Raw genomic sequence first — 25249 nt, 5'->3', positions numbered from 1 at the left:
TTGCCGACCGCCATCCTCACCGGTCAGCCGGTCCCCGGTTCGTCGATCGAGAGCGAGCTGCGGTCCCTGGGCTTCGACGTGCACCTTGCCTCCGGCGCCGCCGACACCGAGACCCTGCTGGCCCGCGTCCCGGGCGAGCACCGGGTCGCCGTGGTCGACGCCCGCTTCGTGGGCCACCCGCACGCCCTGCGCCTCGGCCTCACCGACCCCCGCTTCCCGCTCGCCGCGATCCCGGGCGCCGTGACCGCCCAGCCGGCCGCCCGCCAGGCGCTGACCCGCGCGATGGCCCGCGAGAACTCCGCCGGCGGCGGCACCGTGCTCGCCGTGGACAGCCTCGCCGACCGGATCACCGCCGCCCTCGACGCCGACGGCGCCGACGTGCACCGCCCTGAACTGGGCAGTCTCGTCGCCGCCGTCCCCGCCGACCCGCAGGCCCGCAACGAGGCCCGGCAGGCCGTCGCCGCCGTCGACGACGAGGCCGTACGCCTGAAGTCGGCGGTCAAGGCCCGCGACGGCTTCGTCACCACCTTCTTCATCAGCCCGTACTCCCGCTACATCGCCCGCTGGTGCGCGCGCCGCGGACTGACCCCCAACCAGGTCACCACCGCCTCGCTGATCACCGCGCTCATAGCGGCGGGCTGCGCCGCCACCGGCACCCGAGGCGGCTTCGTCGCCGCCGGCGTGCTGCTCATCGCCTCCTTCGTCCTCGACTGCACCGACGGACAGCTCGCCCGCTACTCCCTGCAGTACTCCACGCTCGGCGCCTGGCTCGACGCCACCTTCGACCGCGCCAAGGAGTACGCCTACTACGCGGGCCTCGCCCTCGGCGCCGCCCGCGGCGGGGACGACGTGTGGGCCCTCGCCCTCGGCGCGATGGTCCTCCAGACCTGCCGGCACGTCGTCGACTTCTCCTTCAACGAGGCCAATCACGACGCCACCGCCAACACCAGCCCCACCGCCGCCCTCTCCGACAAGCTCGACAGCGTCGGCTGGACGGTCTGGGTGCGCCGCATGATCGTGCTGCCGATCGGCGAACGCTGGGCCATGATCGCCGTGCTGACCGCGCTCACCACGCCCCGGGTCACCTTCTACGCGCTGCTGATCGGCTGCGCGTTCTCCGCGACCTACACCACCGCCGGCCGCGTGCTGCGCTCGCTGACCCGCAGGGCCACCCGCACCGACCGGGCGGCGAAGGCGCTGGCCGACCTCGCCGACTCGGGACCGCTCGCCGAGGCCGCCGCCAGGGGGCTGCGCGGCACCGCCCGCCGGCTGCCCGCGATCACCGCCCCCGCCGTGGCCCTCCTCGGCGGCGCCGCCGTCGTCGCCACCGCCGCGCTCACCGACTTCGGCGGCCCCTGGCCGCTCGTCGCCGCGATCGTGTACCTGCTGACCTCCGCGCTCGCCGTCGCCCGCCCCCTCAAGGGCGCCCTGGACTGGCTGGTCCCGCCGTTCTTCCGGGCCGCCGAATACCTCACCGTCCTGTTCCTGGCGGCGAAGGCCGACGTGAACGGGGCCCTTCCGGCGGCTTTCGGGCTGGTGGCCGCGGTCGCCTACCATCACTACGACACGGTCTACCGCATCCGCGGCGACGCGGGCGCGCCGCCGCAGTGGCTGGTGCGGACGATCGGTGGGCACGAGGGCCGCACGCTGGTGATCTGCGTGCTGGCCGCGCTGCTCACCGCCCCACAGTTCAAGCTCGCGCTCACGGTCCTCGCCGTGGCCGTGGCACTCGTGGTGCTCGTCGAGAGCATCCGCTTCTGGGTCGCCGCCCACAAGGTCGGCGCACCCGCCGTACACGACGAAGGAGAACCCGCATGATCGGCCTCGTGCTGGCGGCCGGCGCCGGACGCCGTCTGCGCCCCTACACCGACATCCTGCCCAAGGCACTGGTCCCGGTCGGCCCCGAGGGCGCGGAGGACAGCATCACGGTCCTGGACCTGACGCTGGCCAACTTCGCCGAGGTCGGCCTGACCGAGGTCGGGATCATCGTCGGCTACCGCAAGGAGGCCGTGTACGACCGCAAGGAGGCGCTGGAGCAGAAGTACGGCGTCAAGCTCACCCTGATCGACAACGACAAGGCCGAGGAGTGGAACAACGCCTACTCCCTGTGGTGCGGCCGTGACGCCCTCAAGGACGGCGTGATCCTCGCCAACGGCGACACCGTGCACCCTGTCTCCGTCGAGAAGACCCTGCTCGCCGCCCGCGGCGACGGCAAGAAGATCATCCTCGCCCTCGACACGGTGAAGAACCTCGCCGAGGAGGAGATGAAGGTCGTCGTCGACCCCGACAAGGGCGTCCAGCGCATCACCAAGCTGATGGACCCGGCCGAGGCGACCGGCGAGTACATCGGCGTCACCCTCATCGAGGGCGAGGCCGCCGCCGACCTGGCCGACGCGCTGAAGGCCACCTTCGAGCGCGACCCGCAGCTGTACTACGAGGACGGTTACCAGGAGCTCGTCAACCGCGGCTTCAAGGTCGACGTGGCGCCGATCGGCGACGTCAAGTGGGTCGAGATCGACAACCACGACGACCTCGCCAAGGGCAGGGAGATCGCGTGCCAGTACTGACGAGGCTCATCCCGTCGCCGGTCGTCGTGGACATCCGCGCGGGTGCCCTCGACGACCTGGGATGCGTACTCGCCGACGAACGCATCTCCCACTCGGGCAAGCTCGCCGTCGCCGTCAGCGGCGGCTCCGGCGCCCGGCTGCGCGAGCGCGTCGCCCCGTCGCTGCCCGGCGCCGACTGGTTCGAGGTCGGCGGCGGCACGCTGGACGACGCGATCAAGCTGGCCGGTGCCATGAAGGGCGGCCACTACGACGCGGTCGTCGGCCTCGGCGGCGGCAAGATCATCGACTGCGCCAAGTTCGCGGCGGCACGCATCGGCCTCCCGCTGGTCGCCGTGCCGACCAACCTCGCGCACGACGGACTGTGCTCGCCGGTCGCCACCCTCGACAACGACGCGGGCCGCGGCTCCTACGGCGTGCCGAACCCGATCGCCGTCGTCATCGACCTGGACGTGGTGCGCGCCGCCCCGGCCCGCTTCGTGCGCGCCGGCATCGGCGACGCCGTCTCCAACGTCTCCGCGATCGCGGACTGGGAGCTGGCCAACCGGGTCAAGGGCGAGAAGATCGACGGCCTGGCCGCCGCGATGGCCCGCCAGGCCGGCGAGGCCGTGCTCCGGCACCCCGGCGGCATCGGCGACAACGACTTCCTCCAGGTGCTGGCCGAGGCACTGGTCCTCACCGGCATCGCCATGTCGGTCTCCGGCGACTCGCGGCCCGCCTCCGGCGCCTGCCACGAGATCAACCACGCCTTCGACCTGCTCTTCCCCACCCGCGCGGCCTCCCACGGCGAGCAGTGCGGCCTGGGCGCGGCCTTCGCGATGTTCCTGCGCGGGGCCCACGAGGAGTCCGCCCAGATGGCCGAGGTCCTGCGGCGGCACGGGCTGCCGGTGCTGCCCGAGGAGATCGGGTTCACGCCCGAGGAGTTCTTCCGGGCCGTGGAGTTCGCCCCCCAGACGCGGCCCGGCCGCTACACGATCCTCGAGCACCTCGACCTGAAAACCGACCAGATCAAGGACCTGTACGCCGACTATGTCAAGGCCATCGGTAGCTGAACTACGCCCGGTCGTCCATCCCGCGGGAGTCAAGGACCGGCGCAGCGGTGAGCACTGGGCGGGACGCCTCTACATGCGCGAGGTCTCGCTGCGGATCGACCGCTACCTGGTGAACACCAGGATCACGCCCAACCAGCTCACGTACCTGATGACCGTCTGCGGCGTGCTCGCCGCCCCGGCGCTGCTCGTGCCGGGCGTCTGGGGCGCCGTGCTCGGCGTGGTCGCGGTCCAGCTGTACCTGCTCCTCGACTGCGTCGACGGCGAGATCGCGCGCTGGCGCAAGCAGTACTCGCTCGGCGGGGTCTACCTGGACCGCGTCGGCGCCTACCTGACCGACGCCGCCGTCCTCGTCGGCCTCGGCCTGCGCGCCGCCGACATCTGGGGCACCGGACGCATCGACTGGCTGTGGGCCTTCCTCGGCACCCTGGCCGCGCTCGGCGCCATCCTGATCAAGGCCGAGACCGACCTGGTGGGCGTCGCCCGGCACCAGAACGGGATGCCCCCGGTCAAGGAGGCCGCCTCCGAGATCCGCTCCTCCGGCATGGCGCTGGCCCGCCGGGCCGCCGGGGCGCTCAAGTTCCACCGGCTGATCCTGGGCATCGAGGCGTCCCTGCTGATCCTCGTCCTCGCCATCGTCGACCAGGCGCGCGGCGACCTGTTCTTCACCCGCCTCGGCACCGCCGTACTCGCCGGCATCGCGCTGCTGCAGACCCTGCTGCACCTGGTGTCCATCCTCGCCTCCAGCAGGCTGAAGTGAGCGCGCCCATGAAGGTCGGTGCCGTCGTCATCACGATGGGCAACCGCCCCGAGGAGCTGCGGGCCCTGCTCGACTCGGTCGCCAAGCAGGAGGGCGACCCGGTCCAGGTCGTCGTGGTCGGCAACGGCGCGCCCGTACCCGAGGTGCCCGAGGGCGTGCGCACCGTCGAGCTGCCCGAGAACCTGGGCATCCCCGGCGGCCGCAACGTCGGCATCGAGGCCTTCGGACCGGGCGGCGGCGACGTCGACATCCTGCTCTTCCTCGACGACGACGGCCTGCTCGCCCGCACCGACACCGCCGAGCTGTGCCGCGAGGCGTTCGCGGCCGACGACGACCTGGGCATCATCAGCTTCCGCATCGCCGACCCGGACACCGGCGAGACCCAGCGCCGGCACGTCCCGCGGCTGCGCGCCTCCGACCCGATGCGCTCCTCCCGGGTCACCACCTTCCTCGGCGGCGCCAACGCGGTGCGCACCCGCGTCCTCGGCCAGGTCGGCGGGCTGCCGGACGCCTTCTTCTACGCCCACGAGGAGACCGACCTCGCCTGGCGGGCCCTCGACGCGGGCTGGATGATCGACTACCGGTCCGACATGGTGCTGAACCACCCCACGACCGCGCCCTCCCGGCACGCCGTCTACCACCGCATGGTCGCGCGCAACCGCGTCTGGCTCGCCCGCCGCAACCTCCCCGCGCTCCTGATTCCGGTCTACCTCGGCGTGTGGATGGCGCTCACCCTGCTGCGCCGCCCGTCGCGCCCCGCGCTCAAGGCCTGGTTCGGCGGCTTCCGCGAGGGCTGGGCCACCCCGTGCGGTCCCCGCCGGCCGATGCGGTGGCGTACGGTGTGGCGCCTGACCCGGCTGGGCCGCCCCCCGGTGATCTGACAAGCTCGTACCGAGAGCGTTCCGGCCCTCCGGCCGGAGGGCCACCAGGTCCAAGTCCACGGCAGGCCCGCGCGGCCGAGCATTCGAAGACGAAAGTATCCACCAGTGAGTGAGACAACGCACGACGGCACGGTCGCCATGACCAAGCCCGTGTCGCCCGACGAGGGCCTCACACCGGCCCGGCTCGCCGCCAAGTACGGGCTGTCGGTGAGCGGTGCCAGACCTTCCCTCGTGGAGTACGTCCGTCAGCTCTGGGGGCGGCGGCACTTCATCCTCGCCTTCTCCCAGGCGAAGCTGACCGCCCAGTACAGCCAGGCCAAGCTCGGCCAGCTGTGGCAGGTGGCCACCCCGCTGCTGAACGCGTTCGTCTACTTCGCGATCTTCGGTCTGATCCTGAACGCGGGCCGGGGCATGCCCAAGGACGTGTACATCCCGTTCCTGGTGACGGGTGTGTTCGTCTTCACCTTCACCCAGTCCTCCGCGATGGCGGGCGTGCGCGCCATCTCCGGCAACCTCGGACTGGTGCGGGCCCTGCACTTCCCGCGGGCCTCGCTGCCCATCTCGTTCGCTCTCCAGCAGCTCCAGCAGTTGCTGGCCTCGATGATCGTCCTGTTCGCGGTGGTCATCGGCTTCGGCAGCTACCCCTCGCTGTCCTGGCTGCTGGTGATCCCGGCGCTCGTCTTGCAGTTCCTGTTCAACATGGGGCTGGCGCTGATCGTGGCCCGCATGGGCGCCAAGACGCCGGACCTGGCCCAGCTGATGCCGTTCATCATGCGGACCTGGATGTACGCGTCGGGCGTCATGTTCTCCATCCCGATCATGCTGGAGGACAAGCCGACCTGGATCGCCGACGTGCTCCAGTGGAACCCGGCCGCCGTCTACATGGACCTGATCCGCTTCGCGCTGATCGACGGGTACGGCTCCGAGAACCTGCCGCCGCACGTGTGGGCGGTCGGGCTCGGCTGGGCCGTGGTCCTCGCCGCGGGCGGCTTCGTGTACTTCTGGAAGGCGGAGGAGAGGTACGGCCGTGGCTGAGCAGCAGCAGGACCAGCGGGTGCCGACGGTCATCGCGGACGAACTGCACATCGTCTACCGCGTCAACGGCGCCAGGACCGGCAAGGGCAGCGCCACCGCCGCCCTGAGCCGCATCCTGAAGCGCGGCGAGGAACGGGGTGTGCGCAAGGTGCACGCCGTGCGCGGCGTCTCCTTCACCGCCTACCGGGGTGAGGCCATCGGCCTGATCGGCTCCAACGGCTCCGGCAAGTCGACGCTGCTGCGGGCCATCGCGGGCCTGCTGCCGGCCGAGCGCGGCAAGGTCTACACCGACGGCCAGCCCTCCCTGCTCGGCGTGAACGCCGCCCTGATGAACGACCTGACCGGCGAGCGGAACGTCATCCTCGGCGGCCTGGCCATGGGCATGTCCCGCGAGCAGATCAAGGAGCGGTACCAGGAGATCGTCGACTTCTCCGGCATCAACGAGAAGGGCGACTTCATCACCCTGCCGATGCGCACCTACTCCTCCGGCATGGCGGCCCGGCTGCGGTTCTCCATCGCCGCCGCCAAGGACCACGACGTCCTGATGATCGACGAGGCGCTGGCCACCGGCGACCGCAAGTTCCAGACCCGCTCCGAGGAGCGCATCCGGGAACTGAAGAAGAAGGCCGGCACCATCTTCCTGGTCAGCCACAACAACAAGTCCATCCGCGACACCTGCAACCGGGTCCTGTGGCTGGAGCGCGGCGAGCTGCGCATGGACGGCCCGACCGACGAGGTGCTCAAGGAGTACGAGAAGTTCACGGGCAAGTAGCCCGACACGCCGGGGCCCCGCCGCAACTGTTCCGGCGGGGCCCCGCGTCTGCAAAGGAAACGTCAACTCCTCGCGTTCTCAGGAATCTTGAAGCCAATCGGTGTGTTGTTGTGATGCGCTGTGCACCCCGACGGACGCCCGTGAGTTGTACAACGTAAGCTGTACCGGTCCCGAAACGCGGCACATGGGGCGATAATGCCCGACACCCTCACGCGGGCCTGCCGCGCGGGTGGCAGGGCGGCGTGTCCGAAATAGTGTGTATTGGGTCGGCAGTGTAGAACGGGAGATGTGACGGCAATGGCTACGGAAACTCCCAGGCTCCCCGAGGCGTGCGCCGTCCCCGCCCAGGGCAGCCCGCGATGACGGCCACCGGGACGGGGCACGCCGTCGACCCTGCGCACGGCACCCTCGCCAAGGCCGCCGACGAGAACTTCCCCGTCGCCCCCTTCTTCCTGCCGCGTGCCTGGCGCACCGACCTCATGGCCGTGTACGGTTTCGCCCGCCTCGTCGACGACATCGGCGACGGCGACCTAGCCCCCGGCGGCGCCGACGCCCGCCTCCTCGGCGTCCCCGAGGACCGTGCCGACGACCGGCTGCTGATGCTGGACGCCTTCGAGGAGGACCTGCACCGGGTCTTCGACGGCAGCCCGCGCCACCCGCTGCTGCGCCGCCTGGTCCCCACCGTGCGCCGCCGCGCGCTGACCCCCGAGCCCTTCCTCGGCCTGATCGCCGCCAACCGCCAGGACCAGCTGGTCGCACGGTACGAGACCTACGACGACCTGCTCGCCTACTGCGAGCTGTCCGCCAACCCGGTCGGCCGGCTCGTCCTCGCCGTCACCGGCACCTCGACCCCCGAACGGATCCGCCGCTCCGACGAGATCTGCACCGCCCTGCAGATCGTCGAGCACCTCCAGGACGTCGCCGAGGACCTCGGCCGGGACCGGATCTACCTGCCCGCCGAGGACATGAAACGTTTCCACGTCCAGGAGAGCGACCTCGCCGCCCCCACCGCCAACGCGTCCGTGCGGGCACTGATCGCCTACGAGGCCGCCCGCGCCCGCGACCTGCTGAATGAAGGAGCCCCCCTCGTGGGTAGCGTCCACGGCAGGCTGCGGCTGCTCCTCGCGGGGTTCGTGGCGGGCGGAAGGGCGGCGCTGCGCGCGATCGCCGCGGCGGACCACGACGTACTTCCCGGCCCGCCCAAGTCAGGCAAGGTCCCCTTGCTGCGCGAGGCGGGCGTGGTTCTGCGAGGAGAGGGGTGATCGGGTCCGTGGAGTCGTCAGCGAACATGCCGGCGCCGGTGCTCGCCGCCTACAGCTACTGCGAGGCCGTCACCGGTCAGCAGGCGCGCAACTTCGCCTACGGCATCCGGCTGCTGCCCACGCCCAAGCGGCGGGCGATGTCCGCGCTGTACGCGTTCTCGCGCCGCGTCGACGACATCGGCGACGGAGTGCTGGCGGACGACGTCAAGGCCGCCCGGCTGGACGAGACCCGGGCCGTGCTCGCCCGGATCCAGGACGGCGCGGTCGACGAGGACGACACCGACCCGGTCGCGGTCGCCCTGGCCGACGCGGCCAGGCGTTTCCCGATCCCGCTCGGCGGCCTCGACGAGCTGATCGACGGCGTCCAGATGGACCTGCGCGGCGAGACCTACGAGACCTGGGACGACCTGAAGGTCTACTGCCGCTGCGTGGCGGGCGCCATCGGACGGCTCTCGCTCGGCGTCTTCGGCACCGAACCGGGGGCGCGCGGCACCGAGCGCGCGCCCGAGTACGCCGACACGCTCGGGCTCGCCCTGCAGCTCACCAACATCCTGCGCGACGTCCGGGAGGACGCCGAGGGCGGGCGCGTCTACCTGCCCGCCGACGACCTCGCCAAGTTCGGCTGCTCGGCCGGGTTCGACGGGCCGACACCGCCCGAGGGCTCCGACTTCGCGGGGCTCGTGCACTTCGAGGTGCGCCGGGCCCGTGCCCTCTTCGCCGAGGGCTACCGGCTGCTGCCCATGCTCGACCGGCGCAGCGGCGCCTGCGTGGCCGCCATGGCCGGCATCTACCGCCGTCTCCTCGACCGCATCGAGCGCGACCCGGAGGCCGTGCTGCGCGGCCGGGTCTCCCTGCCCGGACGCGAGAAGGCGTACGTCGCCGTGCGCGGCCTGTCCGGCCTCGACGCCCGGAACGTCACCCGGCGGGCCGTCAGGAGGCGCGCCTGATGGACACACCGGGCACACTCGACACCCGGGACCCGCACAAAGCGGGCGGCGGGCAGCAGCGGGCAACCCTCCGGTGGCGGTCGGCGTCCCTGACTGAGACGGTCGGCCGTACGCCGTTCAAACACCACGGCGGCCGGACAGGGAAGGGCGCACCATGACGCAGGGCAACGGCACGCGCGACGGCGGAGTGCTCGCGGACGTCCCGGCCTCCGGGCCCGGCCGGCATGCCGTCGTGGTCGGCGGCGGACTGGCGGGGGTCACCACCGCGCTCGCGCTCGCCGACGCCGGCGTGCGCGTCACCCTGCTCGAAGGGCGCCCCCGGCTCGGCGGGCTCGCCTTCTCCTTCCAGCGCGGCGACCTCACCGTCGACAACGGCCAGCACGTGTACCTGCGCTGCTGCACCGCCTACCGGTGGTTCCTCGACCGGATCGGCGGAGCGGCGCTCGCACCGGTGCAGGAACGTCTCGACGTGCCCGTGGTCGACCTGGCCAGGGCCGAGGGCAACCGGCTCGGCAGACTGCGGCGCGACGCGCTGCCCGTGCCCCTGCACCTGGGACGCAGCCTGGCGACCTACCCGCACCTCTCCCTCGCCGAACGCGCCTCGGTGGGGCGTGCCGCGCTCGCGCTCAAGGGGCTCGACCCCGCCGACCCCGCCCTGGACACCCAGGACTTCGGCAGCTGGCTGACCGCGCACGGTCAGTCGGCGCGTGCCGTCGAGGCCCTGTGGGACCTGGTCGGGGTCGCCACCCTCAACGCGGTCGCGGGCGACGCCTCCCTGGGGCTCGCCGCGATGGTGTTCAAGACCGGTCTGCTGTCCGACCCGGGAGCGGCCGACATCGGGTGGGCCCGCGTCCCGCTGGGCGAACTGCACGACCGGCTGGCCCGCAAGGCGCTCGACTCCGCGGGCGTCCGTACCGAGGTCCGTACACGCGTCACCTCCGTCTCTGTAAACGGGAACGGCGGCTGGAGCGTTCAGGTTCCCGGCGAGACGCTCGAAGCGGACGCCGTCGTCCTCGCCGTACCCCAGCGCGAGGCCCACGACCTGCTGCCGGACGGCGCGCTCGACGCCCCGGAAAATCTTCTGCGGATCGGCACCGCCCCGATCCTCAACGTCCACGTGATCTACGACCGCAAGGTGCTCGCCACACCGTTCCTCACGGCGCTCGGCACCCCCGTGCAGTGGGTGTTCGACCGCACCGGGGCCTCCGGACTGAAGGAGGGTCAGTACCTGGCGCTGTCCCAGTCGACGGCGCAGAACGAGATCGACGAGCCCGTGGCCGCGCTGCGCGAGCGGTACCTGCCCGAACTGGAGCGGCTGCTGCCGCGCACCCGGGGCGCCGAGGTGAAGGACTTCTTCGTGACCAGGGAGCGCACCGCGACGTTCGCCCCCGCCCCCGGCGTCGGCCGCCTCAGGCCCGGCGCCCGCACCAAGGCACCCGGCCTCTACCTGGCCGGAGCGTGGACCGCCACCGGGTGGCCCGCGACCATGGAGAGTGCGGTTCGCAGCGGTGTCGGGGCGGCGGCCGCCGCGCTCGGCGCCCTGGGCCGGTCCCGCGGCCTCCTTCCCGATTTCTTCGAGGAGGCGGCGTGAAAGCCGATCCGCGCGGGACCGACTCCCGCACTCCCGGCACCGCAACTGGAGGAAAGACTGTGCCCACTGTGCCCCCGGCCCCGACGGCCGATCGACGGACCACGGTGGACGTGACCGCGCTTCTGGAGCGCGGCCGGACCCTGGCCACGCCGGTCCTGCGGGCGGCGGTCGACCGCCTGGCCCCTCCCATGGACACCGTCGCCGCCTACCACTTCGGCTGGATCGACGCCCAGGGCAACCCCGCGGACGGCGACGGCGGCAAGGCCGTGCGGCCGGCGCTCGCCGTGCTCTCCGCCGAGGTCACCGGCGCCGCGCCCGAGGTGGGCGTGCCCGGTGCGGTGGCCGTGGAACTGGTGCACAACTTCTCCCTCCTGCACGACGACCTGATGGACGGCGACGAACAGCGCCGCCACCGCGACACCGTCTGGAAGGTGCACGGCCCCGCCCAGGCCATCCTGGTCGGCGACGCCCTGTTCGCGCTGGCCAACGAGGTGCTCCTGGAGCTGGGCACCGTCGAGGCCGGCCGCGCCACCCGCCGCCTGACCAAGGCCAGCCGCTCCCTGATCGACGGGCAGGCCCAGGACATCTCCTACGAGCACCGCGACCGCGTCAGCGTCGAGGAGTGCCTGGAGATGGAGGGCAACAAGACCGGCGCCCTGCTTGCCTGCGCCAGCTCCGTCGGCGCGGTGCTCGGCGGAGCCGACGAGCGCACCGCCGACACCCTCGAGAAGTACGGTTACCACCTGGGCCTCGCCTTCCAGGCCGTCGACGACCTGCTCGGCATCTGGGGCGACCCGGACGCCACCGGCAAGCAGACCTGGAGCGATCTGCGCCAGCGCAAGAAGTCGCTGCCGGTCGTGGCCGCCCTCGCGGCCGGCGGGCCCGCCTCCGAGCGGCTCGGCGAGATCCTCGCCGCCGACGCCAAGGCCAGTGACTTCGCGAACTTCTCCGAGGAGGAGTTCGCGGCCCGCGCCGCCCTCATCGAGGAAGCGGGCGGGCGGGAGTGGACCGCCGACGAGGCGCGTCGCCAGCACACCATCGCCATCGAAGCCCTCGACGCCGTCGACATGCCCGACCGGGTGCGGGAGATGTTCACGGCCCTCGCGGACTTCGTCGTCGTACGAAAGAGATGATCATTATCGGTCGAATAGCCCTCGCGTAGTCGCCGGCCGGTGTCGTGGAGACACGAACACCGGCCGACGGCGGACCCAGCAGACGCACCACATGCACACTGCACGAAGGGGAAGCCATGACAGCGACGACCGACGGAAGCACCGGGGCCGCCCTGCGGCCCCTGGCAGCCTCGGCCAGCGACACCGACAGCACGATCCCCGCCTCGGCGGCCGGGGTACCCGAAGCCGCCGCCCGCGCCACCCGGCGCGCCACCGACTTCCTGCTCTCCAAGCAGGACGCCCAGGGCTGGTGGAAGGGCGACCTCGAGACGAACGTCACGATGGACGCCGAGGACCTGCTCCTGCGTCAGTTCCTCGGCATCCAGGACGAGGAGACCACCCGCGCCGCCGCGCTGTTCATCCGCGGCGAGCAGCGGGAGGACGGCACCTGGGCCACCTTCTACGGCGGCCCCGGCGAACTGTCCACCACGATCGAGGCCTACGTCGCCCTCCGCCTGGCCGGCGACTCGCCCGACGCGCCCCACATGGCGCGGGCCTCGGAGTGGATCCGTTCCCGCGGCGGCATCGCCGCGTCGCGCGTCTTCACCCGCATCTGGCTGGCGCTGTTCGGCTGGTGGAAGTGGGACGACCTGCCCGAACTCCCGCCGGAGCTCATCTACTTCCCGACCTGGGTCCCGCTCAACATCTACGACTTCGGCTGCTGGGCCCGGCAGACCATCGTGCCGCTCACCATCGTCTCCGCGAAGCGGCCGGTGCGTCCCGCGCCGTTCTCGCTGGACGAACTGCACACCGACCCGGCCCGCCCCAACCCGCCGCGCCCCCTGGCACCGGCGGCGAGCTGGGACGGCGCCTTCCAGCGCATCGACAAGGCCCTGCACGCCTACCGCAAGGTCGCCCCGCGCCGGCTGCGCAGGGCCGCGATGAACAGCGCCGCCCGCTGGATCATCGAGCGGCAGGAGAACGACGGCTGCTGGGGCGGCATCCAGCCCCCGGCCGTCTACTCGGTCATCGCCCTCTACCTGCTCGGCTACGACCTCGAACACCCCGTGATGCGCGCGGGCCTGGAGTCGCTGGACCGGTTCGCCGTGTGGCGCGAGGACGGCGCCCGGATGATCGAGGCCTGCCAGTCCCCGGTGTGGGACACCTGCCTCGCCACCATCGCGCTCGCCGACGCGGGCGTCCCCGAGGACCACCCCCAGCTGGTGAAGGCCTCGGACTGGATGCTCGGCGAACAGATCGTGCGCCCCGGCGACTGGTCGGTGAAGCGCCCCGGACTGCCGCCCGGCGGCTGGGCGTTCGAGTTCCACAACGACAACTACCCCGACATCGACGACACCGCCGAGGTGGTCCTCGCCCTGCGCCGGGTCAGGCACCACGACCCGGAGCGGGTGGAGAAGGCCATCGGCCGCGGGGTGCGCTGGAACCTCGGCATGCAGTCGAAGAACGGCGCCTGGGGTGCCTTCGACGTCGACAACACCAGCGCCTTCCCCAACCGGCTGCCGTTCTGCGACTTCGGCGAGGTCATCGATCCGCCGTCCGCCGACGTCACCGCGCACGTCGTCGAGATGCTGGCCGTCGAGGGCCTCGCCCACGACCCGCGCACCCGCCGCGGCATCCAGTGGCTCCTGGACGCGCAGGAGGCGGACGGCTCCTGGTTCGGCCGTTGGGGCGTCAACTACGTCTACGGCACCGGGTCCGTGATCCCCGCGCTGACCGCCGCCGGGCTGCCCACCTCGCACCCGGCCATCCGGCGCGCGGTGCGCTGGCTGGAGTCCGTCCAGAACGAGGACGGCGGCTGGGGCGAGGACCTGCGCTCCTACCGCTACGTCCGGGAGTGGAGCGGCCGGGGCGCCTCGACCGCCTCGCAGACCGGCTGGGCGCTGATGGCCCTGCTGGCGGCGGGGGAGCGGGAGTCCAAGGCCGTGGAGCGCGGCGTCGCGTGGCTCGCGGCCACCCAGCGCGAGGACGGCTCCTGGGACGAGCCGTACTTCACGGGTACCGGTTTCCCGTGGGACTTCTCCATCAACTACCACCTCTACCGCCAGGTCTTCCCGCTCACCGCACTCGGCCGGTACGTCCACGGGGAGCCCTTCGCCAAGAAGTCCCCCGCGGCCGAGGCACCCACCGCGTCCGTCGTGGCCGAGGTGAAGGGCAGCTGATGACCCCGCAGACCGGCCCGTCCCCGCTGCTGATCGCCTGCGCGCTCGGCATCGAGCACCTCGCCCTGCGCACCGGCGACCGCGCCGGCGCCGGCGGGCCGGTCACCGTCCTGCGCACCGGTATGGGCCCGAGGGCGGCCGAGCGCTCGGTCGCCCGGGTCCTCGCCGACCCGGCGCTCGACGCCGCCGCCGTCCTCGCCACCGGCTTCTGCGCGGGACTCGCCCCCGGCATGCACCCCGGCGACCTGGTCGTCGCCGAGGAGACCCGGGACCCCCGCTCCACCGTCCCCTGCGTCGCGACCGACCGGCTCGTCAAGGAACTCGCGCGAGCCGTCCCCGGGCGCACCGTCCACACCGGGCCGTTGACCGGCTCGGACCACGTCGTCCGCGGCCCCGAACGCGCCGACCTGCTCGCCACCGGCGCGATCGCCGTGGACATGGAGTCCGCGGCCACGCTCCTGAGCGCCGTCCGCACGGGCCCGCGCCCGGTTGCGGCCGTCCGGGTGGTCGTGGACGCTCCAGAGCACGAACTCGTCCGGATCGGCACCGTGCGCGGTGGAATATCGGCTTTCCGCGTTCTTCGATCCGTTCTTCCCGCATTTTTCGAATGGCACCGTTCTTTGTTGCTCCCCCGGAGGTGAGCCCAGATGGCCATGCCGCTGCGCCAGTCCATCAAGGTCGCTACATACCTGGCCGAACAGAAGATTCGCCGACGGGACAAGTTCCCGCTCATCGTGGAGCTGGAGCCGCTCTTCGCCTGCAACCTGGCGTGCGAGGGGTGCGGCAAGATCCAGCACCCCGCCGGCGTGCTCAAGCAGCGCATGCCGGTCGCGCAGGCCGTGGGAGCGGTGCTCGAATCGGGCGCGCCGATGGTCTCCATCGCCGGCGGCGAGCCCCTGATGCACCCGCAGATCGACGAGATCGTGCGCCAGTTGGTGGCCAAGCGGAAGTACGTCTTCCTGTGCACCAACGCCATGCTCATGCGCAAGAAGATGGACAAGTTCAAGCCCTCGCCGTACTTCGCCTTCGCCGTGCACATCGACGGGCTGCGCGAGCGGCACGACGAATCCGTGGCCAAGGAGGGCGTGTTCGACGAGGCCGTGGAGGCCATCAAGGAGGCCAAGCGCCGCGGCTTCCGGGTGACCACCAACTCGACCTTCTTCAACACCGACACCCCGCAGACCATCGTCGAGGTGCTCAACTTCCTCAACGACGACCTCAAGGTCGACGAGATGATGATCTCGCCCGCCTACGCCTACGAGAAGGCGCCCGACCAGGAGCACTTCCTGGGCGTGGAGCAGACCCGGGAGCTGTTCAAGAAGGCCTTCGCGGGCGGCAACCGGGCCCGCTGGCGGCTCAACCACTCCCCGCTGTTCCTCGACTTCCTCGAGGGCAAGGTCGACTTCCCCTGCACCGCCTGGGCGATCCCCAACTACTCCCTCTTCGGCTGGCAGCGCCCCTGCTACCTGATGAGCGACGGATACGTCCCGACCTACCGGGAGCTGATCGAGGAAACCGACTGGGACAAGTACGGCCGAGGCAAGGACCCGCGCTGCGACAACTGCATGGCGCACTGCGGCTACGAGCCCACCGCCGTCCTGGCCACCATGGGCTCGCTCAAGGAGTCCCTGCGCGCCATGCGCGAGACCGTCTCCTCGAACCGGGAGTGACGTCATGACCGCCATTCCCTTGGGGCTCCCCGAGGTACCGGTCCGGCCGATCGCCGAGCGACGCGTGTCGCGGCGGATCCAGGTCGGGCCGGTGGCGGTCGGGGGCGGGGCCCCGGTGTCGGTGCAGTCGATGACGACCACCCGCACCTCCGACATCGGTGCCACGCTCCAGCAGATCGCCGAACTGACGGCCGCCGGCTGCGAGATCGTGCGCGTGGCCTGCCCCACCCAGGACGACGCCGACGCGCTGCCCGTCATCGCCAGGAAGTCGCAGATCCCGGTGATCGCGGACATCCACTTCCAGCCCAAGTACGTCTTCGCCGCGATCGAGGCCGGCTGCGCGGCGGTGCGCGTGAACCCGGGCAACATCAAGAAGTTCGACGACCAGGTCAAGGAGATCGCGAAGGCGGCCCGCGACCACGGAACCCCGATCCGCATCGGGGTCAACGCGGGCTCGCTGGACCGCAGGCTGCTGCAGAAGTACGGCAGGGCGACCCCGGAGGCGCTGGCGGAGTCCGCGCTGTGGGAGGCGTCGCTCTTCGAGGAGCACGACTTCCGGGACATCAAGATCTCGGTCAAGCACAACGACCCGGTCGTGATGGTCGAGGCCTACCGGCAGCTCGCCGCCCGGTGCGACTACCCGCTGCACCTGGGGGTGACGGAGGCCGGCCCGGCGTTCCAGGGCACCATCAAGTCCGCCGTCGCCTTCGGCGCGCTGCTCTCCCAGGGCATCGGCGACACCATCCGCGTGTCGCTCAGCGCTCCGCCGGTCGAGGAGATCAAGGTCGGCATCCAGATCCTCCAGTCGCTGGGGCTCAGGGAACGCCGGCTGGAGATCGTCTCCTGCCCGTCCTGCGGCCGGGCCCAGGTCGACGTCTACAAGCTGGCCGAGGAGGTCACCGCCGGCTTGGAGGGCATGGAGATCCCGCTGCGCGTCGCCGTCATGGGCTGCGTGGTGAACGGCCCCGGCGAGGCCAGGGAGGCCGACCTCGGTGTCGCCTCCGGCAACGGCAAGGGGCAGATCTTCGTCAGGGGCGAGGTCGTCAGGACCGTCCCCGAGTCGAAGATCGTGGAGACCCTCATCGAGGAGGCGATGAGGATCGCGGAGCAGATGGAGAAGGACGGCGCCTCGGGGGCGCCGGCCGTCACCGTGAGCTGAAACGCGGACCGAAGGGGGCCCGAGCGTGACGATTCTGGAGAACATCCGGGGACCACGCGACCTGAAGGCGCTGTCCGAGGCGGAACTCGGTGAACTGTCCGACGAGATACGTGACTTCCTGGTGCACGCGGTCGCCCGCACCGGCGGTCACCTCGGACCCAACCTCGGCGTGGTGGAGCTCACCGTCGCCCTGCACCGGGTCTTCGAGTCGCCGGACGACCGCATCCTGTGGGACACCGGCCATCAGAGCTACGTGCACAAACTCCTGACCGGCCGTCAGGACTTCTCCAAGCTGCGCAGCAAGGGCGGCCTGTCCGGCTACCCCTCGCGCGAGGAGTCCGAGCACGACGTCATCGAGAACAGCCACGCCTCCACCGTCCTCGGCTGGGCCGACGGCCTCGCCAAGGCCCGCCAGGTGCAGGGGGAACGCGACCACGTCGTCGCCGTCATCGGTGACGGCGCGCTCACCGGCGGCATGGCCTGGGAGGCGCTGAACAACATCGCGGCGGCCAGGGACCGGCCGCTGATCATCGTCGTCAACGACAACGAACGCTCGTACGCCCCCACCATCGGCGGCCTCGCCAACCACCTGGCGACCCTGCGCACCACCGACGGCTACGAGCGGGCCCTGGCCTGGGGCAAGGACGTGCTCCAGCGCACGCCCGTGGTCGGCCACACCGTGTACGAGGCGCTGCACGGCGCCAAGAAGGGCTTCAAGGACGCCTTCGCCCCACAGGGGCTCTTCGAGGACCTGGGGCTCAAGTACCTCGGCCCGATCGACGGCCACGACATCCGCGCCGTCGAGTCGGCGCTGCGCCGCGCCAAGCGCTTCCACGGCCCGGTGCTGGTCCACTGCCTCACCGAGAAGGGCCGAGGTTACGAACCCGCCCTGCGCGACGAGGAGGACCACTTCCACACCGTCGGTGTGATGGACCCGCTCACCTGCGAACCGCTCGGCCCGGCCGGGGGACCGTCCTGGACCTCGGTGTTCGGCGAGGAGATCGTCCGGATCGGCGAGGAGCGCGAGGACGTGGTCGCGATCACCGCGGCCATGCTGCACCCGGTCGGTCTGGCACCCTTCGCCGCGCGCTTCCCCGACCGGGTCTGGGACGTCGGCATCGCCGAGCAGCACGCCGCCGTGTCCGCCGCCGGCCTCGCCACCGGCGGACTGCACCCGGTCGTCGCCGTGTACGCCACCTTCCTCAACCGCGCCTTCGACCAGCTCCTGATGGACGTGGCGCTGCACCGCTGCGGCGTCACCTTCGTCCTGGACCGGGCCGGTGTCACCGGCGTCGACGGGGCCTCGCACAACGGAATGTGGGACATGTCCGTCCTCCAGGTCGTCCCCGGGCTGCGCATCGCCGCACCGCGCGACGCCGACCAGCTGCGCGCCCAGCTGCGCGAGGCGGTCGCGGTGGACGACGCGCCGACGCTGCTGCGCTTTCCCAAGGAGTCCGTCGGTCCCGCCGTACCCGCCGTGGACCGCATCGGCGGCCTGGACGTACTGCACGCCGCCGACCGGCCCGAGGTGCTGCTCGTGGCCGTCGGCGTGATGGCGCCCGTCTGCCTCGGCGCCGCCGAACTCCTGGAGGCCCGCGGCATCGGCTGCACCGTCGTCGACCCCCGCTGGGTCAAGCCCGTCGACCCGGCGCTCGCGCCCCTCGCCGCCGAGCACCGACTGGTGGCCGTCGTCGAGGACAACAGCCGCGCCGCCGGGGTCGGCTCCGCGGTGGCCCTGGCGCTCGGCGACGCCGAGGTCGACGTCCCCGTACGCCGCTTCGGCATCCCCGAGCAGTTCCTCGCGCACGCCAAGCGCGCCGAGGTGCTCGCGGACATCGGCCTCACCCCGGTCGACGTCGCCGGCCGGATCGCCGCGAGCCTGGCCCTCGCCGAACCGGCCGGAGAACGGGCCGGGGAACCGGCGGTGGAACAGCCCGGCGACGGGCGGATGTCCGGCGACGGACGGATCGTCATGCCAGCCCAAGGAGAGAACTGAATGACCAAGGAGTTCGACCTCGCCGCGCTCTTGGCCGAGCGCGGGGCCGAGCGGTACGAGCTGCACGCCAAGTACCTCAACCACCAGCAGCCGCGCATGCTGCGCACCATCGGCTTCGACAAGGTCTACGAGCGGGCCGAGGGCGCGCACTTCTGGGACGCGGACGGCAACGACTACCTGGACATGCTCGCCGGGTTCGCCGTCATGGGCCTGGGCCGCCACCACCCCGTCGTCCGCAAGGCGCTGCACGACGTCCTCGACGCCTCGCTCGCCGACCTGACCCGCTTCGACTGCCCGCCGCTGCCCGGCCTGCTGGCGGAGAAGCTGCTCTCCTACAGCCCCCACCTGGACCGCGTCTTCTTCGGCAACAGCGGCACCGAGGCCGTCGAGACCGCGTTGAAGTTCGCCCGGTACGCGACCGGCAGGCAGCGGATCCTGTACTGCTCCCACGCCTTCCACGGACTGACCACCGGCTCCCTCTCCGTCAATGGAGAGGACTCGTTCCGCAAGGGCTTCGCGCCGCTGCTGCCCGACACCGCCGTCCCGCTCGGCGACCTGGACGCCCTGGCCCGGGAGCTGAAGAAGGGCGACGTGGCCGCGCTGATCGTGGAGCCGGTCCAGGGCAAGGGCGTGCACGAGGCACCGCCCGGCTACCTGCGCGCCGCACAGGATCTGCTGCACCGGCACAAGGCGCTGCTGATCGCCGACGAGGTGCAGACCGGCCTCGGCCGTACCGGCAAGTTCTACGCCTACCAGCACGACGACGGCGTCGAACCCGACCTGGTCTGCGTCGCCAAGGCGCTGTCCGGCGGATACGTGCCGGTGGGAGCCACCCTGGGCAAGGACTGGATCTTCCAGAAGGTCTACTCCTCGATGGACCGCGTGCAGGTCCACTCGGCCAGCTTCGGGTCCAACGCGCAGGCCATGGCCGCCGGCCTCGCCGTGCTGTCGGTGATGGAGAACGAGGAGATCGTCGCGAACGCCGCCGCGGTGGGGGACCGGCTGAAGACCCGGCTGGCCGCGCTGGTGGACCGCTACGAACTGCTCGCCGACGTCCGGGGCCGCGGACTGATGATCGGCATCGAGTTCGGCCGGCCCAGCTCCCTGAAACTGCGCAGCCGCTGGACGATGCTGCAGGCCGCGCGGAAGGGACTGTTCGCGCAGATGGTGGTCGTGCCGCTGCTGCAGCGGCACCGCATCCTGACCCAGGTGTCCGGCGACCACCTGGAGGTGATCAAGCTGATCCCGCCGCTGATCATCGACACCGACGACGCCGACCGGTTCGTCGACGCCTTCACGGAGGTGATGGAGGACGCGCACAATGGCGGTGGACTGATGTGGGACTTCGGGAAGACCCTGGTCAAGCAGGCGGTGGCCAACCGCTGACCGTCTCTTTTGCCTGTGAGGCAAGAAATTTGCCTGTGGGGCAAGAGTCGGGCTGAATGGAGGCATGAGCTCCTCCGAGACCGGCCCCGCCGAGGGTACGGTCGCCGCCGTCGCACCGCAGCTGCGCGAGCTGCGGCGGCGGGCCGCCCTCACCCTGGAGGCCGCGGCCCGCGCCGCGGGGCTGTCGCCCGCCCACCTCTCCCGCCTGGAGACCGGGCAGCGCCAGCCCTCACTGCCGATGCTGCTCGCCCTCGCCCGCATCTACGGGACGACCGTCGCCGAGCTGTTGGGCGAGACCGCGGCCGACCGGGACGCCGTCGTGCGCGCCGCCGACATGGAGGCCACGAGCGCGGGCGGCTGGACGTACTACCAGGCCGGAGCGCCGGGCCGGGGCATGCAGGCCCTGCGCGTCGAGGTGCCGTACGGCTCGCAGGGCGACGTCGTGCGGGTGCACCCCGGGGAGGAGTGGCTCCACGTCCTCAGGGGCCGGCTGCGGCTGCGCCTCGGGGACACCGAGCACCGGCTCACCGCCGGGGACAGTGCCCACTTCGACTCCATGACCCCGCACCGGATCGCGGCGCGGGACCCCGACGGGGTCGAGCTGCTCTTCGTCCACACCCTGCTGCAGAGCCCGACGGCCGCGCTGTGCCTCGGCCCGACCCCTGGAGAGACGCCATGAGTGCCATCGAGGACAAGTTCCCGCGCGCCCTGTGGGTGCGCCTGGTCATCTACATCGCCCTGGGGCACGTCTTCGGCGGCTTCCTCTACCTGCTGTTCGAGGTGGGCGCCAAGTAGCCCGTCCGCGAGCGGGTGGCTCAGTCCACCATCCGCTCGCGCAGCCGCTCCCGGGTCCCGGCGCCGAGCCCCAGCCCCTTCTCCAGATAGGCGTCGACTCCGCCCCACGTCTCCTCGATCGTCTCGAAGGCCGCCGCCAGGTACTCGGCGCGCGCGTCGAACAGCGGGCTGAGCAGCTCCATGACCTCGGGGGAGTAGGCGGAGGCGGCGGTGCTGCTGCGGCGCACCTTGTAGCGGCGGTGCGCGGCGTTCGACTTCAGGTAGTCCTCGACGACGGCCTCGCGCTCGACGCCCAGGGCGAGCAGGGTGATCGCGATCGACAGACCGGCGCGGTCCTTGCCGGCCGCGCAGTGCATCAGCGCCGGGACGCTGTCCTCGGCGAGCGCGTGCAGGATCCGGGAGTGCTCCGAGGTGCGCTCCGTGACCATCGCGCGGTAGGAGGAGATCATGCGCCGGGCGCCCTTGCCGTCGCCGAGGATCCCGTGCAGCTGGTCGAGGTCTCCGTCCCGGACCATCTTCCAGAACTCGGCGCCGTCGGCCGGATCGCTCAGCGGCAGGTTCACATTGCGCACGCCCGGCAGCTCGACGTCCGCGCCGTCGAGCTTCTGGTCGGCCGCGTTGCGGAAGTCGAAGATCGTGTGCAGGCCCAGCGAGGCGAGGAACGCGGCGTCCTCCCCGGTGGCATGAGCCAGGTGGCCGCTGCGGAACAGCACCCCCTGCCGCACCCGCCGGCCGTCCACGGTCGGCAGTCCGCCCACGTCCCGGAAGTTGCGCACACCGGTCAGCTCGGGTTCGGTCGACGGGACCTGCTGCGTCACGGGGGCTCCTCCCACTCCGCCCCGCCGCCGCTGCTCGCCGGCGGGCGCCATTCGACGATACGGCATGGCCGGTGCGCGAAAGCCGTTCCGGCAGGGGTATTGCGGACCGGAAAGGGCCTTCTGTCCGAATTGGAGGATTGGTGATAACTGGCCCTGAAATGGCGGAAGGTGGGTAAGGGGCGCGTGAGCAGCGTCATATCCGTGACCGAGCGTTGCCCGTCATGTTCACGTAATCCGGCCCGTTCTCAAGGGAATTCAGGAAAAGCGGTGCGAGGGAAATCGACGCAGGGTTACCGGGTTTTCCCGTAATGGATCAATAGAAACAGCTGTCGCCGGAACCTCTCGCTTGTCCCTGTGCGTCTTGGTCCCTTACGTTCACCACCGATCCGGACGGACGCCTAATCCTGCCGCCGACCGGAGCCCGCACTCATCCACCACCCGTACACGGCAGGAGCGGGGGACCCACAGGTAGAACTGCCTGTTCCGGTTCCCGGAACGGCTTGGGGTAAAGCCGCGTTTCGGCGCGGCCGGGCATCTCCAGCCCGCACCCGACAGCTCACCTCGCAGGCGCCGGAGAGGAATTCGCCATGCCCGCGAAGGGTAAGCACCGCCGTACCAGGGCCATGCGCCTGACCCGCACCATCGCCGTCGCCGGAACCGGTGGCGCCGCGCTCGCGCTCCCGCTGATGGGTGCCGCCTCCGCCAATGCCGCCCCGGCGCACTCCGTTTCCGGGCAGGCCGTGCAGTCCGTTCCGGCGTCGGCCAAGAAGGCCGCCGCGAACGGCTCCGACAAGAACGCGGAATCCCGCACGTACACCGTGAAGAGCGGTGACTACCTTTCGAAGATCGCCGACGAGCAGCACGTCGACGGCGGCTGGAAGAAGCTCTACGCGGACAACCGCGAGGCCGTCGGCTCCGACCCGTCGCTGATCCACCCGGGCCTCGAGCTCTCGATCGCCGGCCAGGCCGCCAAGTCCTCGGCGCCGTCCTCCGCGCAGTCGCAGAAGCCGGCCCAGAAGTCGGCGGACACCGCGAAGACCGCTGCCACGGAGTCCACGGAGTCCTCGGACACCGGGACCCAGTCCGCGGGCACCACCAGCGGTTACACCTCCCCCGTCGCGGGCGGCACCGTCGGCACCCCCTACCACCAGTCCGGCAGCATGTGGTCCAGCGGCTACCACACCGGTACCGACTTCGTCGTTCCGACCGGCACCTCGCTGAAGGCCGTCGGCGCGGGCACCGTCGTCTCCGCCGGCTGGGGCGGCGCGTACGGCAACCAGGTCGTCATCAAGCTCGACGAGGGCCACTACGCCCAGTACGCCCACCTCTCCTCGCTCTCCGTCTCCGCCGGTCAGACGGTGACGACGGGTCAGCAGGTCGGCCTCTCCGGCGCCACCGGCAACGTGACCGGCCCGCACCTGCACTTCGAGATCCGCACCACGCCGGACTACGGCTCGGACATCGACCCGCTCGCGTTCCTGCGCTCGCACGGCGTCTCCGTCTGACGACCGGTTCCGCGCGGCCTCCGCACCCCGAAGGCCGGACCCCGATCCCCGGGTCCGGCCTTCGGCGTGTCCGGACTTCGGGGTGTCCGGACCTCGATGTGTCCGGACCTCGGCGTATTCCGGAATTGACGAACACTTTAGGCGTGGCCTTTCTCACCGCCCGTCAACCCCTTCCTACGGTCGCGTAGGTCACATTCCAAGGTGAATCATGGGCCGACGTGGCAGACGATTCGAAGAGTGACAGCAGAGCAGTGATCGGGTCGTACGTGGCGGTGGGGGACAGCTTCACCGAGGGCGTCGGCGATCCCGGCCCCGACGGGGCGTTCGTCGGCTGGGCCGACCGACTGGCCGTACTGCTCGCGGACCGGCGCCCCGAGGGCGACTTCACGTACACGAACCTCGCCGTGCGCGGCAGGCTCCTCGACCAGATCGTGGCGGAACAGGTCCCCAGGGTCGTCGCCCTCGCGCCGGACCTGGTCTCCTTCGCGGCGGGCGGCAACGACATCATCCGGCCCGGCACCGACCCCGACGAGGTCGCCGAGCGGTTCGAACTGGCGGTGGCCGCGCTGACCGCCGCGGCCGGCACCGTCCTGGTGACCACCGGGTTCGACACCCGCGGGGTGCCCGTCCTCAAGCACCTGCGGGGCAAGATCGCCACGTACAACGGGCACGTGCGCGCCATCGCCGACCGCTACGGCTGCCCGGTGCTCGACCTGTGGTCGCTCCGCAGCGTCCAGGACCGCAGGGCGTGGGACGCCGACCGGCTGCACCTGTCGCCGGAGGGCCACACCCGCGTGGCGCTGCGCGCCGGACAGGCCCTCGGCCTGCGCGTCCCGGCCGACCCCGACCAGCCCTGGCCGCCCCTGCCGCCCCGCGGCACGCTCGACGTGCGGCGCGACGACGTGCACTGGGCGCGCGAGTACCTGGTCCCGTGGATCGGACGCCGGCTGCGCGGCGAGTCGTCGGGCGACCACGTGACGGCCAAGGGAACGCTGTCGCCGGACGACATCAAGACGCGGATCGCCTCGGTGGCCTGAGGCGGGACCGGGCGCCCGGTGCCCGTACGACAGCCCCTAACGTCGTGCGGGCATCAGGGCCGCCCGCTCCAGGCCCAGCTCCCGGGCCAGCGCCTCGTCCACCCACTCCTGTGCCCGGGCCCGCGACACCGTGCCCGTGTACGACGTGAGCTGCACCGCCAGCCCGTCCAGCAACGCCGTCAGCCGCAGCGCGGCGGCATCCGGCTCGGGGCAGGAGAACTCGCCGGCGGCCACGCCCTCGGCGATGACCTCGGCGAGCGCCGCCTTCCACTGCCGGTCCAGCTCGCGCGTGACCTCCCGCAGCGCGGGCTCGCGCGGCGCCGCCGCCCAGCCCTCGATCCACAGCCGCCAGCCTTTGGCCTGACCGGTCGGCGCGTACCACCGCACGGCCGTCCGCAGGCGGCGCAGCGCCGTCGTGCGACGGGCGAGCAGCTTGTGCAGATGGGCGAGATCGGCCTCGGCGGCATGCGTGAACGCGGCGGCGACCAGCCGTTCCTTGGTGGAGAAGTGATAGAGCACCAGGGCGTTGCTGACACCGAGCGCGGCGGCCACGTCGGCGATCCGCAGCGCCGCCACGCCCCGGGCCGATATCTGCTCGACGGCAGCGCGCAGCAGCTCCTCGCGGCGCTCAACCGGACTCTCCCCACGCACGTCACCCTATACAGGCCCCCGACGTGCCGTGACGCCCTGCCGGTTCGCAGGGGACCGGGAACACGGATGTGGCGTCCGT

24 protein-coding genes and 1 riboswitch are annotated in these 25249 nt (G+C 71.6%); of the genes, 22 read left to right on the top strand and 2 right to left on the bottom strand.

Going from position 1 to position 25249, the window contains the following annotated elements:
• The 20 genes from D1J63_RS04585 to D1J63_RS04490 all read left to right on the top strand — a co-directional run bounded on the left by D1J63_RS04585 (nucleotide 1) and on the right by D1J63_RS04490 (nucleotide 21159).
• Nucleotides 1-1818: a DUF5941 domain-containing protein gene (locus tag D1J63_RS04585; protein WP_125627833.1), complete on the top strand. Its 1818-nt coding sequence runs from the start codon at nucleotides 1-3 to the stop codon at nucleotides 1816-1818.
• Nucleotides 1815-2567, top strand: a complete 753-nt coding sequence (locus D1J63_RS04580; RefSeq protein ID WP_102931731.1) for a phosphocholine cytidylyltransferase family protein — start codon at nucleotides 1815-1817, stop codon at nucleotides 2565-2567. Before D1J63_RS04585 ends, D1J63_RS04580 begins: the two co-directional genes overlap by 4 nt.
• Nucleotides 2555-3616: an iron-containing alcohol dehydrogenase family protein gene (locus tag D1J63_RS04575; protein ID WP_102931730.1), complete on the top strand. Its 1062-nt coding sequence runs from the start codon at nucleotides 2555-2557 to the stop codon at nucleotides 3614-3616. Before D1J63_RS04580 ends, D1J63_RS04575 begins: the two co-directional genes overlap by 13 nt.
• A complete protein-coding gene (locus tag D1J63_RS04570; RefSeq protein ID WP_164418023.1) occupies nucleotides 3594-4373 on the top strand; it encodes a CDP-alcohol phosphatidyltransferase family protein in 780 nt (259 codons plus the stop codon). The genes D1J63_RS04575 and D1J63_RS04570 overlap by 23 nt, the downstream gene beginning before the upstream one ends.
• Before the next feature lie 8 nt (nucleotides 4374-4381).
• Entirely contained in the window at nucleotides 4382-5254 is an 873-nt protein-coding gene (locus D1J63_RS04565; RefSeq protein WP_125635193.1) for a glycosyltransferase, read from the top strand.
• A 105-nt stretch (nucleotides 5255-5359) separates the two neighbouring features.
• Nucleotides 5360-6289, top strand: coding sequence for an ABC transporter permease (locus tag D1J63_RS04560; protein ID WP_125627832.1), 930 nt, complete (start codon nucleotides 5360-5362; stop codon nucleotides 6287-6289).
• Nucleotides 6282-7061: an ABC transporter ATP-binding protein gene (locus D1J63_RS04555; protein WP_164712717.1), complete on the top strand. Its 780-nt coding sequence runs from the start codon at nucleotides 6282-6284 to the stop codon at nucleotides 7059-7061. The genes D1J63_RS04560 and D1J63_RS04555 overlap by 8 nt, the downstream gene beginning before the upstream one ends.
• Before the next feature lie 359 nt (nucleotides 7062-7420).
• Nucleotides 7421-8323, top strand: coding sequence for a squalene synthase HpnC (gene hpnC / locus D1J63_RS04550; protein ID WP_102931726.1), 903 nt, complete (start codon nucleotides 7421-7423; stop codon nucleotides 8321-8323).
• 26 nt (nucleotides 8324-8349) lie between these two features.
• The gene (hpnD, locus tag D1J63_RS04545) at nucleotides 8350-9270 is read left to right on the top strand and encodes a presqualene diphosphate synthase HpnD (RefSeq protein WP_164713149.1); all 921 of its coding nucleotides are present in this window, start codon (nucleotides 8350-8352) and stop codon (nucleotides 9268-9270) included.
• Complete coding sequence (locus tag D1J63_RS37045) at nucleotides 9270-9428, top strand: DUF6380 family protein (RefSeq protein WP_102931725.1); 159 nt, start codon at nucleotides 9270-9272, stop codon at nucleotides 9426-9428. The genes hpnD and D1J63_RS37045 overlap by 1 nt, the downstream gene beginning before the upstream one ends.
• Entirely contained in the window at nucleotides 9425-10861 is a 1437-nt protein-coding gene (hpnE, locus tag D1J63_RS04535; RefSeq protein ID WP_125627830.1) for a hydroxysqualene dehydroxylase HpnE, read from the top strand. The genes D1J63_RS37045 and hpnE overlap by 4 nt, the downstream gene beginning before the upstream one ends.
• Before the next feature lie 68 nt (nucleotides 10862-10929).
• The gene (locus D1J63_RS04530; RefSeq protein ID WP_164418156.1) at nucleotides 10930-11994 is read left to right on the top strand and encodes a polyprenyl synthetase family protein; all 1065 of its coding nucleotides are present in this window, start codon (nucleotides 10930-10932) and stop codon (nucleotides 11992-11994) included.
• Between the two features lie 116 nt (nucleotides 11995-12110).
• The gene (shc, locus tag D1J63_RS04525; protein WP_125627829.1) at nucleotides 12111-14153 is read left to right on the top strand and encodes a squalene--hopene cyclase; all 2043 of its coding nucleotides are present in this window, start codon (nucleotides 12111-12113) and stop codon (nucleotides 14151-14153) included.
• Nucleotides 14153-14794 carry a 1-hydroxy-2-methyl-2-butenyl 4-diphosphate reductase gene (locus tag D1J63_RS04520; RefSeq protein ID WP_125627828.1) on the top strand — a complete coding sequence of 214 codons (642 nt, stop codon included), beginning with the start codon at nucleotides 14153-14155 and terminating at the stop codon, nucleotides 14792-14794. The genes shc and D1J63_RS04520 overlap by 1 nt, the downstream gene beginning before the upstream one ends.
• 6 nt (nucleotides 14795-14800) lie before the next feature.
• The gene (gene hpnH, locus D1J63_RS04515) at nucleotides 14801-15823 is read left to right on the top strand and encodes an adenosyl-hopene transferase HpnH (RefSeq protein ID WP_007389113.1); all 1023 of its coding nucleotides are present in this window, start codon (nucleotides 14801-14803) and stop codon (nucleotides 15821-15823) included.
• Nucleotides 15824-15827: 4 nt separating this feature from the next.
• Entirely contained in the window at nucleotides 15828-16982 is a 1155-nt protein-coding gene (gene ispG, locus D1J63_RS04510) for a flavodoxin-dependent (E)-4-hydroxy-3-methylbut-2-enyl-diphosphate synthase (RefSeq protein WP_125627827.1), read from the top strand.
• A 25-nt stretch (nucleotides 16983-17007) separates the two neighbouring features.
• The gene (gene dxs / locus D1J63_RS04505) at nucleotides 17008-18978 is read left to right on the top strand and encodes a 1-deoxy-D-xylulose-5-phosphate synthase (RefSeq protein WP_125627826.1); all 1971 of its coding nucleotides are present in this window, start codon (nucleotides 17008-17010) and stop codon (nucleotides 18976-18978) included.
• Entirely contained in the window at nucleotides 18979-20364 is a 1386-nt protein-coding gene (locus D1J63_RS04500) for an aspartate aminotransferase family protein (protein ID WP_125627825.1), read from the top strand.
• 64 nt (nucleotides 20365-20428) lie between these two features.
• On the top strand, nucleotides 20429-21043 hold the full coding sequence (locus D1J63_RS04495; protein WP_125627824.1) for an XRE family transcriptional regulator: 615 nt from the start codon (nucleotides 20429-20431) through the stop codon (nucleotides 21041-21043).
• Nucleotides 21040-21159, top strand: a complete 120-nt coding sequence (locus D1J63_RS04490; protein WP_007389118.1) for a DUF6126 family protein — start codon at nucleotides 21040-21042, stop codon at nucleotides 21157-21159. The genes D1J63_RS04495 and D1J63_RS04490 overlap by 4 nt, the downstream gene beginning before the upstream one ends.
• A gap of 20 nt (nucleotides 21160-21179) precedes the next feature.
• On the opposite strand, the gene D1J63_RS04485 is transcribed toward D1J63_RS04490, so the two are convergent.
• Nucleotides 21180-21977, bottom strand: a complete 798-nt coding sequence (locus tag D1J63_RS04485) for a tyrosine-protein phosphatase (protein WP_125627823.1) — start codon at nucleotides 21975-21977, stop codon at nucleotides 21180-21182.
• Nucleotides 21978-22402: 425 nt separating this feature from the next.
• Nucleotides 22403-22560, top strand: a riboswitch (cyclic di-AMP (ydaO/yuaA leader).
• A 4-nt stretch (nucleotides 22561-22564) separates the two neighbouring features.
• Between D1J63_RS04485 and D1J63_RS04480 the strand changes: the two genes are divergently transcribed.
• Nucleotides 22565-23482, top strand: a complete 918-nt coding sequence (locus D1J63_RS04480; protein WP_125627822.1) for a M23 family metallopeptidase — start codon at nucleotides 22565-22567, stop codon at nucleotides 23480-23482.
• Between the two features lie 251 nt (nucleotides 23483-23733).
• Nucleotides 23734-24519 carry an SGNH/GDSL hydrolase family protein gene (locus D1J63_RS04475; RefSeq protein ID WP_125635191.1) on the top strand — a complete coding sequence of 262 codons (786 nt, stop codon included), beginning with the start codon at nucleotides 23734-23736 and terminating at the stop codon, nucleotides 24517-24519.
• Between the two features lie 36 nt (nucleotides 24520-24555).
• On the opposite strand, the gene D1J63_RS04470 is transcribed toward D1J63_RS04475, so the two are convergent.
• Nucleotides 24556-25170: a TetR/AcrR family transcriptional regulator gene (locus D1J63_RS04470; protein WP_125627821.1), complete on the bottom strand. Its 615-nt coding sequence runs from the start codon at nucleotides 25168-25170 to the stop codon at nucleotides 24556-24558.
• Nucleotides 25171-25249: the final 79 nt, after the last annotated feature.

The sequence above is a fragment of the Streptomyces sp. KPB2 genome (assembly GCF_003950055.1).
GTDB classification, from domain to species: domain Bacteria; phylum Actinomycetota; class Actinomycetes; order Streptomycetales; family Streptomycetaceae; genus Streptomyces; species Streptomyces salinarius.
Note: the sequence above shows the minus strand (reverse complement) of the source record. Positions and strands in the feature narration are given on the sequence as shown.